This is a genomic window from Gordonia cholesterolivorans (genome assembly GCF_039531975.1).
GTDB lineage: Bacteria > Actinomycetota > Actinomycetes > Mycobacteriales > Mycobacteriaceae > Gordonia > Gordonia sihwensis.
The window spans coordinates 56,862-69,594 of the sequence record NZ_BAAARB010000004.1; the positions used below are offsets into that span (position 1 = coordinate 56,862).

At 68.6% G+C, this 12,733-nt stretch carries 11 protein-coding genes; 9 read left to right on the forward strand and 2 right to left on the reverse strand.

Annotated elements, in window-relative coordinates; genetic code table 11:
- The first annotated feature begins 78 nt into the window (after window positions 1-78).
- Window positions 79-1,368, forward strand: a complete 1,290-nt coding sequence (gene clpX, locus ABFX36_RS05020) for an ATP-dependent Clp protease ATP-binding subunit ClpX (protein WP_006896638.1) — start codon at window positions 79-81, stop codon at window positions 1,366-1,368.
- A gap of 149 nt (window positions 1,369-1,517) precedes the next feature.
- Window positions 1,518-2,129, forward strand: a complete 612-nt coding sequence (gene mobA, locus ABFX36_RS05025) for a molybdenum cofactor guanylyltransferase (RefSeq protein WP_006896639.1) — start codon at window positions 1,518-1,520, stop codon at window positions 2,127-2,129.
- Window positions 2,130-2,136: 7 nt separating this feature from the next.
- Here mobA and ABFX36_RS05030 read toward each other — a convergent pair whose 3' ends face one another.
- Together ABFX36_RS05030 and ABFX36_RS05035 are read right to left on the reverse strand one after the other, a co-directional pair.
- Window positions 2,137-2,448, reverse strand: a complete 312-nt coding sequence (locus ABFX36_RS05030; RefSeq protein ID WP_006896640.1) for a DUF202 domain-containing protein — start codon at window positions 2,446-2,448, stop codon at window positions 2,137-2,139.
- On the reverse strand, window positions 2,445-2,834 hold the full coding sequence (locus tag ABFX36_RS05035) for a YidH family protein (protein WP_039867498.1): 390 nt from the start codon (window positions 2,832-2,834) through the stop codon (window positions 2,445-2,447). The genes ABFX36_RS05030 and ABFX36_RS05035 overlap by 4 nt, the downstream gene beginning before the upstream one ends.
- A 103-nt stretch (window positions 2,835-2,937) precedes the next feature.
- On the opposite strand from ABFX36_RS05035, the gene ABFX36_RS05040 reads away from it, so the two are divergent.
- The 7 genes from ABFX36_RS05040 to ABFX36_RS05070 all read left to right on the forward strand — a co-directional run bounded on the left by ABFX36_RS05040 (window position 2,938) and on the right by ABFX36_RS05070 (window position 12,535).
- Window positions 2,938-3,414, forward strand: coding sequence for a MarR family winged helix-turn-helix transcriptional regulator (locus ABFX36_RS05040; protein WP_006896642.1), 477 nt, complete (start codon window positions 2,938-2,940; stop codon window positions 3,412-3,414).
- 89 nt (window positions 3,415-3,503) lie between these two features.
- Entirely contained in the window at window positions 3,504-6,179 is a 2,676-nt protein-coding gene (locus ABFX36_RS05045; protein WP_045537006.1) for a valine--tRNA ligase, read from the forward strand.
- Window positions 6,176-7,582: a bifunctional tetrahydrofolate synthase/dihydrofolate synthase gene (gene folC, locus ABFX36_RS05050; protein WP_222111800.1), complete on the forward strand. Its 1,407-nt coding sequence runs from the start codon at window positions 6,176-6,178 to the stop codon at window positions 7,580-7,582. The genes ABFX36_RS05045 and folC overlap by 4 nt, the downstream gene beginning before the upstream one ends.
- The gene (locus ABFX36_RS05055) at window positions 7,579-7,992 is read left to right on the forward strand and encodes a DUF4233 domain-containing protein (RefSeq protein WP_006896645.1); all 414 of its coding nucleotides are present in this window, start codon (window positions 7,579-7,581) and stop codon (window positions 7,990-7,992) included. The genes folC and ABFX36_RS05055 overlap by 4 nt, the downstream gene beginning before the upstream one ends.
- A gap of 132 nt (window positions 7,993-8,124) precedes the next feature.
- Window positions 8,125-8,550 carry a hypothetical protein gene (locus tag ABFX36_RS05060; RefSeq protein ID WP_346075221.1) on the forward strand — a complete coding sequence of 142 codons (426 nt, stop codon included), beginning with the start codon at window positions 8,125-8,127 and terminating at the stop codon, window positions 8,548-8,550.
- Window positions 8,551-8,636: 86 nt separating this feature from the next.
- Entirely contained in the window at window positions 8,637-9,053 is a 417-nt protein-coding gene (gene ndk, locus ABFX36_RS05065; RefSeq protein ID WP_278127075.1) for a nucleoside-diphosphate kinase, read from the forward strand.
- Between the two features lie 323 nt (window positions 9,054-9,376).
- Window positions 9,377-12,535: a translation initiation factor IF-2 N-terminal domain-containing protein gene (locus tag ABFX36_RS05070; RefSeq protein ID WP_346075224.1), complete on the forward strand. Its 3,159-nt coding sequence runs from the start codon at window positions 9,377-9,379 to the stop codon at window positions 12,533-12,535.
- The last annotated feature ends 198 nt before the right edge of the window (window positions 12,536-12,733 follow it).

Consider the following 12,733-nt stretch of genomic DNA (forward strand, 5'->3'; position numbering starts at 1 on the left):
CCGCATTTCGGCTCGTCGAAGGCATCGTGCGCGGGTACCGTCGAGGTTGTCCGCAGATAGGGAAGTAGGTGGGGCGTAGTGGCGCGAATGGGAGACGGTGGTGACCTCCTGAAGTGCTCTTTCTGCGGCAAGAGCCAGAAACAGGTCAAGAAGCTTATCGCAGGTCCGGGGGTGTACATCTGTGACGAGTGCATCGACCTCTGCAACGAGATCATCGAGGAGGAACTCGCCGAGACCAGCGATGTGAAGCTCGACGAGTTGCCCAAGCCCGCGGAGATCCGGGACTTCCTGGACAACTATGTGGTGGGCCAGGATTCGGCCAAGCGCACCCTCGCGGTGGCCGTCTACAACCACTACAAGCGCATCCAGGCGGGTGAGAAGAAGTCCGGCGACAAGCGCTCGTCCGCGGTGGAGCCCGTGGAACTGGCGAAGTCGAACATCCTCATGCTCGGCCCCACGGGCTGCGGCAAGACGTACCTGGCGCAGACCCTCGCGAAGATGCTCAACGTCCCGTTCGCGATCGCGGACGCCACCGCACTGACCGAGGCCGGCTACGTGGGCGAGGACGTCGAGAACATCCTCCTGAAGCTGATCCAGGCCGCCGACTACGACGTCAAGCGGGCCGAGACCGGCATCATCTACATCGACGAGGTCGACAAGATCGCCCGCAAGAGCGAGAACCCGTCGATCACCCGCGACGTGTCGGGCGAGGGCGTGCAGCAGGCGCTGCTGAAGATCCTGGAGGGAACGCAGGCCAGCGTGCCGCCGCAGGGCGGCCGCAAGCATCCCCATCAGGAGTTCATCCAGATCGACACGACCAATGTGCTCTTCATCGTCGCGGGTGCGTTCGCCGGCCTCGAGAAGGTGGTCGACGAGCGGATCGGCAAGCGCAGCATCGGCTTCGGCAACGACGTCCCGAGTAAGGACAAGGTCGACACGACCGACCACTTCGCCGAGGTGATGCCCGAGGATCTGATCAAGTTCGGTCTGATCCCCGAGTTCATCGGGCGCCTGCCGGTGGTCGCATCGGTCGCGAACCTCGACAAGGAGGCGCTGGTCTCGATTCTGTCGGAGCCCAAGAACGCGCTCGTCAAGCAGTACGTGCGCCTGTTCGAGATGGACAACGTCGAACTCGAGTTCAGTCAGGACGCGCTCGAAGCAGTGGCCGACCAGGCGATCCACCGGGGAACCGGAGCGCGTGGTCTGCGGGCCATCATGGAAGAGGTACTGCTGCCGGTGATGTACGACATTCCGAGCCGCGACGATGTGGCCAAGGTGGTCGTCACGGGGGAGACGGTGCGCGACAACGTGCTGCCGACCATCGTGCCGCGCAGCGAAGACGAGGGGCCGCGCGAGAAGTCGGCCTGACCGAGAATCACGACACGGCCGGTGTTCCCGTCGAGACGGGGACGCCGGCCGTCGTCGTGCGCGGCCCGGCTCCCGTGCGATGCAGCCCGCGGCCGACCGTTTGAACCAAGACGGACCCGGTTCCGCGGAGTCTTTGGGACACTGGGCAGATGACGCGCACGGGCGAAGACAGACTGGCCGGAATCATCCTCGCGGGCGGGCGTTCCCGCCGCATGGGGCAGGACAAGGCGGCGATGGAGTGGGACGGCGCGCCGATGCTCAGCCGGATCGCATGGGCGATCAGCGCCCGGTGCGAACCGGTGCTGGTCGCGGCGCCGCGGACATCGCAGGCGTACCTCGAGCTGAGCGACGAGACGGACCTCGACTGGGTCACCACGGAGAAGGCGGGCAGCGGTCCCCTCGGTGGACTGGTGGCGGCGTTGCAGGCGGCGGCGGACGCCGGTGCCGAGGCGGCCTTCGTCTGCGCCACCGACATGCCGCTCGTGGACACCGGGCTGATCGACGAGCTCCTGGACGGGCTGACCGAATCGACCGACGTCGTCGTCGCGCACGAGGGCGGGCGCGATCACCCGATGGCCGGCGTCTACCGCACTCGCTCCGCGCAGCAACTCGCCGACCTCGTGGAGAAGGGCGAGCTCCGGATGGGTGCGGCCCTCGATGCGCTCGTCACACGCCGCATCGGGGTCTCGGACCCGGACTGGCTCACCAACGTCGACGCACCCGAGGACCTGCATCGATTGCGCAGTTCGCGCGCATCGTGAGGGCCGGTCAGCCGAAGACCATATCGGCTATGGCGAGTGCGGTACCCGCTAGCGCGATGACGACCACCACGCCAACGGTCGCGACCATCGTCGGCCAGACCGAACCGGTCCCGGCGACACGGTCAGGCCCCTTCGGAAAGTGCCGGACGGCGACGTGGCACAGGACGACACCGGCGACGAACGTGCAGAGGGCCGCCGCCGGGAATCCGTGACGCAGGGCGGCGAAGCCGGCGGCCGCGCAGGCGAGCAGGACGGAGAGGCCGGTCCGCTGCCAGGCCAATGCGGTGCGCTGCGGTTGGAGGCCCGGGTCGATGCTCACGAGAGACGCAGAATCGACACGACGCCGAAGCCGACGAGCCCAGCGGCGACGACCGCGATGCCCATGACGAGCCAGGGCAGCGGCAGCGGAGGCGGCAAGGGCAGGCCGAGTCGCAGGGCCCGCTCGTTGCGCCGCCACGAGAGCAGTGCGACGATAGCGAGCGCGCCGCCGGCGACGCATGCCACCAGAGACAGCAGGTGGACGACCATCGGAGACGAGGTCAGGCCGGCGACGGTCGTCAGCGTGATACCGCCGGCGATCAGGGCGAGAGCGGTGCGGACCCAGGCCAGTGCCGTGCGTTCGTTCGCGAGGGAGAAGCGGACGTCCGGCTCCTCACCGACGGAGTAGACGGCGGCGGGTCGGCGTTGCGGGAGGGTATTGCTCATTGATCTCAATCGTCGTGGCCGGTGCCGGGGTACCGGCGCGGAGGCGTGTCGACATGAACAGCGTCGACGTAAATAGTTCTGTAGCAGACAGAAGTAGATTAACATGACTGAAACCGAGCCCGGTGTGGACCGGGTCACAGAAGACGACGGCGCGTGGGAGTTGACCGCTGTGATCACGCAGCTGCGCCGGTCGCTGCGGTCGAGCGTGCGCGAGGACTTCGCGTGGGAGTCGCTGCCGATGGCGCAGGTCGAGTTCCTGCAGCGCCTCGCGCGGGAGCCGGGACTGCGGATCGGCGAGCTGGCCCGCAAACACCGGATGGCGACCAACACGGTCAGCACTCTGGTGAATCAGATGGTGAAGAACGGGCTGATCGTCCGAGAACCGGTCCCTGACGACCGCCGCGCTGTCCAGGTACGGCTCACCGAGGTCGGGCGCACCCGGCTGGACGAGTGGACGCGGGCGAACGAGCGGCGGATCTCGGAGGCGCTGGCCGGGCTGGACGGCGACCAGCGCGCGGCGATCAGGGTCGCGGTGCCCGCGCTCGCAGCGCTCGCGGCGCGACTCGACGACCTCGGCTGACACCGGGACCGGGGCTCGGGGAGTGAGCCAGGCCGCTTACGGCGACATGGCGGCGACGGCGGTGCGCGGTGTTCTCTAGAATCACCCAGGTGACCAGTGCGCAATCCCGTGACCCAGAGACCACCGCCGAAGCCCTGCCGAAGAGCTGGGACCCGAGTGCGGTAGAGGCAGACCTCTACCAGGGCTGGGTGGACGCCGGGTACTTCACGGCCGACGCCTCGAGTGCCAAGCCGGGCTACTCGATCGTCCTGCCGCCGCCGAACGTGACCGGCTCGCTCCACATGGGCCACGCTCTCGATCACACCCTGATGGACACGCTGACGCGCCGCAAGCGCATGCAGGGCTACGAGGTGCTGTGGCTGCCGGGCATGGATCACGCGGGAATCGCGACGCAGACGATCGTCGAGAAGCAGCTCGCGGCGGAGGGCACCAGCCGCGAGGAACTCGGCCGTGAAGCCTTCATCGAGCGCGTGTGGCAGTGGAAGGCCGAGTCCGGCGGCACCATCGCCGGCCAGATGCGCAGGCTCGGCGACGGCGTCGACTGGAGCCGCGACCGCTTCACCATGGACGAGGGGCTCTCCCGCGCGGTCCAGACGATCTTCAAGCGGATGTACGACGACGGGCTGATCTACCGGGCCGAGCGCCTCGTGAACTGGTCGCCCGCCCAGCAGACCGCCATCTCCGACATCGAGGTCAAGTACGAGGACGTCGAGGGAGAGCTCGTCTCGTTCCGGTACGGATCGCTCGACGACGCCGAGCCGCACATCGTCGTCGCGACCACCCGCATGGAGACGATGCTCGGCGACACCGCCATCGCGGTCCATCCCGACGACGAGCGCTACCGCGATCTGATCGGCGTCGAGCTCGATCACCCGTTCCTGGATCGGAAGATCCCGGTCATCGCCGACGACTACGTCGACCCGGAGTTCGGATCCGGCGCGGTCAAGATCACGCCGGCCCACGACCCGAACGACTTCGCCATCGGGCAGCGGCACCATCTCCCGATGATCACGATCATGGACGAGACCGCCAGGATCGAGGGGACCGGGACGCGGTTCGACGGACTCGACCGCTTCGAGGCCAGGGTCGCGGTTCGCGAGGCCCTGGCCGAACAGGGGCGCATCGTCAAGGAGGTGCGGCCGTACCTGCACAGCGTCGGGCACTCCGAGCGCGCGGGCGAGCCGATCGAGCCGCGGCTGTCGATGCAGTGGTGGGTCAGCGTCGAAGCCCTCGCCAAGGCCGCGGGCGACGCCGTCCGCGATTCGGAGACGGTGATCCATCCGGCGAGCCAGGAACCGCGCTGGTTCGCATGGGTCGACGACATGCACGACTGGACCATCTCCCGGCAGCTGTGGTGGGGGCATCGGATCCCGATCTGGTACGGCCCGAACGGCGAGGTGGAGTGCTTCGGTCCGGACGACACCGTGCCCGAGGGCTGGGAGCAGGACCCGGACGTCCTCGACACCTGGTTCTCGTCGGGACTGTGGCCCTTCTCCACCATGGGATGGCCGGACAAGACCGCCGAGCTGGACAAGTTCTATCCCACCTCGGTGCTGGTGACCGGTTACGACATCCTGTTCTTCTGGGTGGCCCGGATGATGATGTTCGGCACCTACGTCGGCAAGCTCGACGCGAGCGGGTTCTCCGGCCGAGACGCACGGGTGCCGTTCCACGACGTCTTCCTGCACGGTCTGGTCCGTGACGAGCACGGGCGCAAGATGAGCAAGTCGAAGGGCAACGGCATCGACCCGCTCGACTGGGTCGACCGATTCGGCGCCGACGCACTGCGCTTCACGCTCGCACGCGGCGCCAATCCGGGCAGCGACATCTCGGTGGGCGAGTCCCACGCGCAGAGCTCGCGCAACTTCGCCACCAAACTGTTCAACGCCACCAAGTTCGCCCTGATGAACGGTGCGCGCGTGGGCGAACTCCCCGCCGGCGAACAGCTGACGGTCGCCGACCGCTGGATCCTGTCCCGGCTCGACGAGGTGCTCGCGGAGGTCGACGAGGGCTTCGAGAGCTACGAGTTCTCGAAGGCGTGCGAGGCGCTCTACCACTTCGCGTGGGACGAGGTCTGCGACTGGTACCTCGAGCTGTCGAAGGTCCAGGTGGCCGAGGGCGGTGAGCGGGCCGAGCGGACCGCGCTGGTCCTGGGCACCGTTCTCGACAAGTTGCTGCGGGCGCTGCATCCGGTGATGCCGTTCGTGACCGAGGTGCTGTGGAAGACGCTCACCGGGTCGGAGTCGGTGGTCGTGGCGCAGTGGCCGACGCCGTCGGGCGCGCCCGCCGACGTCGACGCCGCCCGCCGCGTGGAGGACCTGCAGAAGCTGATCACGGAGGTCCGTCGGTTCCGCAGCGACCAGGGTCTCAAGCCGGGGCAGCGGGTCGCCGCGACCGTCGACGGACTCGACGCCGCGGGGCTGGCCGAACTGCGCCCGCAACTCGATTCGCTGGCCCGGCTCGAGGGCGCGGGCGACGGCTTCGCGGCCACCGCGACCGTGGAGGTCCGCCTCTCCACCGGCACCGCGACCGTCGCGATCGACACCTCCGGGACGGTCGACGTCGAAGCCGAGCGCAAGCGCGCCGCCAAGGATCTGGCCGCCGCGGAGAAGGAGCTCGCGGGCACGTCCGCCAAACTCGGCAACGAGCAGTTCCTGTCGAAGGCGCCCGACGCGGTCGTCGAGAAGATCAAGACGCGCCGGGATCTCGCCGAGGCCGAGGTGGCGCGGCTGAAGGCCAAACTCGAGGGGCTGGCCGGCCGGTGACGCGCTCACGCGATTCCGCCGACGATCTCGCCGAACTCCACGCGCTCGAAGCCGAACTCGACACGCGTTGGCCCGAGACCCGGATCGAGCCGTCTCTGACCCGGATCAACGCGCTGATGGAACTGCTGGGCAACCCGCAGCACGCGTACCCCTCGATCCACGTGGCGGGAACCAACGGCAAGACCTCGGTGACCCGGATGATCGATTCGCTGCTCCGCGCCTTCCATCGGCGTACGGGCCGGATCACCAGCCCGCATCTGCAGTCGGTGACCGAACGGATCGCCATCGACGGCGCGCCGATACCGGCGCGCACCTACATCGACACCTATCGCGACATCGAGCCGTACGTGACGATGGTCGACGACTCGTCGACGGCCGGCGGCGGACCTCGGATGAGCAAGTTCGAGGTGCTGACCGCCATCGCGTACGCGGCCTTCGCGGAGGCCCCGATCGAGGTGGCCGTCGTCGAGACCGGTATGGGCGGGCGCTGGGACGCCACCAATGTGATCGACTCGCAGGTCGCGGTGATCACCCCGATCGCAATGGACCACGCCGACTATCTGGGCGATACCCTGGCCGCCATCGCGGGCGAGAAGGCCGGGATCATCAAGCCGGGGCCGTCGGACGCGGTGATCCCGATGGATCCGGTCACGGTGATCGCACCTCAGCAGCCCGAGGTGACCGATGTGCTGCTGCGGGCCTCGGTGGAGGCAGGCACCATCGTCGCCCGGCAGGACTCGGAGTTCACCGTCCTCGAGGCCACCACCGCCGTCGGCGGACAACTGCTCACGATCCGCGGTCTCGGCGGCGTCTACGACGAGATCTTCCTGCCCCTGCACGGTGCGCATCAGGCGCAGAACGCGGCACTCGCACTCGCCGCGGTCGAGGCCTTCTTCGGTGCGGGCGCCGACCGCAGGCTCGACGTCGACTCGGTGCGAGCCGGTTTCGCCGATGTCGCCAGTCCCGGCCGTCTCGAGCGGGTGCGCAGCGCCCCGAGCGTCTTCGTCGACGCCGCGCACAATCCGCACGGCGCCCGCGCGCTCGCCCGAGCGCTGGTCTCGGAGTTCGACTTCCGCAGGCTCGTCGGGGTGGTCGGCGTCCTCGGCGACAAGGACGCGCGCGGTGTGCTCACCGAACTCGAGCCGGTGCTCGACGTCGTCGTCCTGACCAACAACGGCTCGCCCCGAGCGCTCGACACCGACGCGCTCGCCGACATCGCGAACGACGTGTTCGGAGCCGAACGCGTGGTGGTGGAACCGTTCCTTCCGGACGCGGTCGAGGCCGCCGTCTCGCTCGCCGAGGAGGGCGAGGGGGGAGCGGTCTCCGGAGCCGGTGTGATCATCACCGGATCCGTCGTCACCGCGGGCGCGGGCCGTACACTCTTCGGCAAGGAGCCGTCATGACCGAGAAATCGATTCCGGAGAACGCCGCGCAGTTCACCCCGCCCGCCGCCGACCCGTGGAAGGGCTTCCGAGGGGTCATGGCGGGGACGTTGATCCTCGAGGTGATCGTGGTCGCACTGGCGTTCCCGGTGGTGGCGAAGCTGGCCGGCGGCGTCACCTGGGCGTCGGGACTCTACCTCGGCATCGTGACGCTGATCCTGCTGCTGTTGTCCGGCCGTCAGGGCAGGCCCCGCGCGCTGGAGGTCAACCTGGTGATGCAGGTGTTCGTGATCGCGGGAGGATTCTTCCACTGGTCCATCGCGATCGTCGGCGTCATCTTCCTGATCGTGTGGATCTACATCGCGTACATCAAGCGCGACGTCGAGAAGCGGATCGAGCAGGGGCGGCTGCCGGGCCAGCACCCGATCTGATCGGCCCGGACGCGCTCGGCTCCCGCGGAATCGTCGATTTCTGCGACCGTCGGTTACACTCACTCACCACTGTGTCGTACGACACGGCAGCAATCGAATCGATGGAGGCAGTGGATGGGGAGGACCGACAGGGTGACGAGTCGCGCAGGCCGGGTGGGGATCGTAGTCGGGGCCGTCGCTGCGGCGACGGTGCTGGCGGCGCCGATCGCGAGCGCGGAGCCTTCGTCGCAGCCGTCGCAGCCGTCGCAGCCGTCGCAGACACCGGAAGCGAGCATTCCGATGCCGGTGCGCGAGGGGGCGCTCGGCTATCTCGCGACGCGGTCCTCGACCCTGTGGCTCGCCGACCGCGGCGTCGACCAGGTGATCGCCAACCTGCCCGCGCCGCCCGCGTACTCCAGCGCCAACCGGCAGATGGCCAAGACGCTCAAGCAGGAGCTCGATGCGGCCGTCGACACGCCGGGCGCGTGCCTGCAGATCATCGTCGACGGTCCCGGCCAGGCGGGCGGGGTGTTCAACTACGGGTTCTTCGCCGTCGAGAAGCAGTACTGCCCGAAGTGACTCGGGCGCGGTGAGTCAGGCACGGTGAACCCGCCCGCGGGGGTGGGACGGTGCGGGCGGTGTCGTGCATCGCTACAGTGTCCTGCGTGACTGAACAGACTCTCGTCCTCATCAAGCCCGACGGCGTCCAGCGCGGACTGGTCGGCGAAGTGATCGCCCGCATCGAGCGCAAGGGACTGCGCCTGGCTGCCCTGGAACTGCGTGACGTGACCGTCGAGGTCGCGAGCGAGCACTACGCCGAGCACGCCGAGCGGCCGTTCTACGGCTCGCTGCTCGAGTTCATCACCTCGGGTCCGGTCGTCGCGGCCGTCGTCGAAGGTCCGCGGGCCATCTCCGCATTCCGCCAGCTCGCCGGCGGCACCGATCCCGTCGAGAAGGCCACGCCGGGCACCATCCGGGGTGACTTCGCGCTGGAAACGCAGTTCAACCTCGTGCACGGATCGGATTCGCCCGAATCCGCGGCGCGTGAGATCGCTCTCTGGTTCCCCTCTCTGAACTCCTGATTCGACGACGCCGACACGGCGCGCGGGAGCCTTTTCGTCACTCGTGTGCGGGTTACGGCCCGTGATGTGGGATACTTGCCTAGTCGTCGGAGTCACGCTTTGGCACCGACGATCGACGCACAGCCGTTTTGAGTACCCGGTTCCGTCCGACCCCAGCCTGGGGTCCGGCTTCGGTCCCAGGCCTGCGTCACGCAAGGCGTCTTGACGACGCGAAGACCACATAACACCCGGCCGTAGAGGCCGGCACACATTGGAAAGGCCCTCGCGTGGCCGCGTTGTCGAGTTCATCTGTGCGACGCGCCCGGGGGTCTTGAGGAGACCACGTGACAGATAACGGGTCGTCGGCTGATGCCACTTCGGCAGATCAGCCAGCGGAAAAATTCCCCCTTCGACTCCGCGTGCATGCGCTCGCCCGCACGCTCGGACTGACCAGCAAGCAGGTGCTCGCGCACCTGCAGGAGATGGGGGTGACGGCGCGCACCGCGCAGTCGTCGATCTCTCGAGCCGACGCCGAAGCCGTCGAGCTCCGTATCAGTGGTGCCGTCGAGGATGCGGCAGATGAGGCCGGAGAGCCGGGGGCGCCGTCGCTGTTCTCGGCGGTCGAGACGCCGCAGCCGGTGTCGACGGCGAAGGCCGAGGCGACCGCGCCGCTGTTCCTGGCGGCGGACGCCGATGAGACCGCTCCGGCCGGTGAGAAGACGGCCGAAGCCAAGAACACCGAAGCCAAGAAGGCCGGCGGCAAGAAGTCGGACGGCAAGAAAGCCGACAGCAAGAAGTCAGACGGCAAGAAAGCTGACGGTAAGAAGGCCGAGAGCAAGAAGGCCGAGAGCAAGAAGGCCGAGACCACGGACATCCCGGAATCGGATGGGTCCGAGAAGCAGGCCGACAAGAAGCCGGGCAAGAAGAAGGCGTCGGCGAAGAAGCCCAAGAAGTCCGAGGTCGACGAGGCAGGCACCGGTGACGAGACGCCGGCCGCTCCGGAGACCGCCACAGCGCCCGTCGAGCCCGAGTCGGAGGTTCCGGCAGCCGGCGGGGAGGATGACGAACAGACGTCCGGCGAGAGCGAGAGCCGGTCCCGCAGGCGCAGGCGCGGGCGTCGCGGGCGCGGTCGCGGACGCGGCGATCAGGGCCCCGAGGGATCCGACAGTGAGTCGGACGACGCTCAGGACGGCGTGGAGTCGGACCAGAACACCGCCGAGACGAGCGGTCCCGAGAAGAACGGGCCGGACGACGACACGGCCGATGCGGACCAGACACAGGCCGATGCGACCGGATCGGAGTCGGACGAAGAGACCGAGGCGGACTCCGAGGCAGCGGTCCCGTCGAGCAAGCGGCGTCGCCGCCGGCGCCGCCGCCGTGGCGGGTCCGACTCGGATGAGACGGTCTCGGCGGACGATCCGCCCAACACCGTGGTCCACGAGCGTGAGCCGCGCGCCAAGAAGGTGCGTGACGAGGTGCAGGGCATCTCGGGTTCCACGCGGCTGGAGGCGAAGCGGCAGCGCAGGCGAGACGGTCGTGACGCCGGGCGGCGTCGTCCGCCGATCCTGACCGAGTCGGAGTTCCTGGCGCGCCGGGAATCGGTGGAGCGCGTGATGGTGGTGCGTGAGCGCGCCGCCTCCGGTGCGGGCGACGGCCACGATCAGCATGCGGCGCCGGTGGAGGACTACACGCAGATCGCCGTCCTGGAGGACGGCGTGCTGGTGGAGCACTTCGTCACCACCGAGACCTCGCAGTCGATGGTCGGCAACATCTACCTGGGGCGCGTGCAGAACGTGCTTCCGGGCATGGAAGCCGCCTTCGTCGACATCGGCCGCGGACGCAACGGCGTCCTCTACGCCGGCGAGGTCAACTGGGAGGCCGCCGGCCTCGACGGCGGTTCGCGCAAGATCGAACAGGCTCTCAAGCCGGGCGACCACGTTCTGGTCCAGGTCAGCAAGGACCCGATCGGGCACAAGGGCGCACGGCTGACGACGCAGATCTCCCTCGCCGGCCGGTACCTGGTGTACGTGCCGGGAGGGACGTCGACGGGTATCAGCCGCAAGCTCCCCGACACCGAGCGCAAGCGTCTCAAGCAGATCCTGGCCAAGCTCGTCCCGGACGAGGCCGGCGTCATCATCCGGACCGCGTCCGAGGGCGTCAGCGCCGAGGAACTCGGCGCGGACATCGAGCGCCTCGAAGCACAGTGGAAGAGCATCGAGGCGGCGGCCGACGAGCACCGGTCGAAGGCACCGGGCACTCCGAAGGCGCTGTACGAAGAGCCGGATCTGCTGGTTCGAGTGGTCCGTGACCTGTTCAACGAGGACTTCCGCAAGCTGGTCGTCGAGGGCGAACGCGCATGGTCGCAGGTATCGGGGTACGTCAACGACGTCGCTCCCGACCTCGCCGAGCGGCTCGAACGCTTCACCAAGGCGCATGCCGACGCGCCCGACTCGTTCACCGTGCACCGCATCGACGAGCAGCTGGCCAAGGCGCTCGACCGCAAGGTGTGGCTGCCGTCCGGCGGCACGCTGATCATCGAGCACACCGAGGCGATGACGGTGGTCGACGTGAACACCGGCAAGTTCACCGGCTCGGGCGGCAACCTCGAGGAGACCGTCACGCGCAACAATCTCGAAGCCGCCGAGGAGATCGTGCGGCAGATGCGCTTGCGCGACATCGGCGGCATGATCATCGTCGACTTCATCGACATGGTTCTCGAATCGAACCGCGACCTCGTTCTGCGACGGCTCACCGAGGCCCTGGCCAGGGACCGGACGCGGCACCAGGTCTCCGAGGTCACCTCGCTGGGACTGGTGCAGATGACCCGCAAGCGACTCGGCACCGGTCTCCTCGAGGCGTTCTCGACCACCTGTACCGCGTGCTCCGGTCGCGGGGTGATCGTGCACGCCAATCCGGTTGAGGTACGCCCGGCTGACGACGGAAGCCGCAACGGCGGCGACGGAGGTTCACGCAAGTCGCGCCGCTCGCGTCGGCGCGGGGGAGACCAGCAGCCTCAGCAGGAGGCGGCGCCGGCCAAGCCCGCACCGCACAAGCCGGCCGCCGAGCATCCGCTGTTCCGCGCCATGGCTCATCCGGACGACCACGACGAGCACGACGCGGCGGCCGAGCCGGCCGCCGATACCTCGGTGCCCGATGCGAAGGCGCCCGAGGTCGAGAATGCCGAGGTCGAAATCGCTGAGGTGGCCGTGGCCGAGGTCGCTGCCACAGACGGTGCAGTGAGCGAAGTCGCGGCGGAGGTCGTCGTCGAGACGATGACGCAGACACCGGAGCCGCCGGTGGCGGTGGTGACGCGTCGACGTCGTCGCGCAGTACGCCGTGCGGCCGCACCGACGACGGCCGTCGAGTCGGTGGACGAGGTCGTGGAGCATGAGCCGGTGACGACGGTGGCCGAACAGTCCGCCGAGCCGGTGGTCGCGGTCACGCGCTCGCCCCGGCGGCGCAGTGGTCGCCGCGCCGCGGGGCCGCCGCCCGCGCAGCAGTGACCTTCCTCTCGGCGCGCGGCCCGCGCGCCGAGAGTTTGACCTGGACAGGCCCGGTACCGTAGCCTTGACAGGTCGCCTCCCGCAGGCGCGTAGACAGTTGCGCGCATCGGCGGGAGAGGTTCGAGGGCCTTGAGGCCGCGGACCGCACACACCAGATTATGTCGGACACGCAGGATCGGCCTGCGCACTCCGGCCCGA

Coding starts and splice junctions, on each gene's coding strand:
- mobA (WP_006896639.1), top strand. CDS start 1,518: ATGACGCGCACGGGCGAAGACAGACTGGCCGGAATCATCCTCGCGGGC.
- ABFX36_RS05035 (WP_039867498.1), bottom strand. CDS start 2,834: ATGAGCAATACCCTCCCGCAACGCCGACCCGCCGCCGTCTACTCCGTC.
- ABFX36_RS05040 (WP_006896642.1), top strand. CDS start 2,938: ATGACTGAAACCGAGCCCGGTGTGGACCGGGTCACAGAAGACGACGGC.
- ABFX36_RS05055 (WP_006896645.1), top strand. CDS start 7,579: ATGACCGAGAAATCGATTCCGGAGAACGCCGCGCAGTTCACCCCGCCC.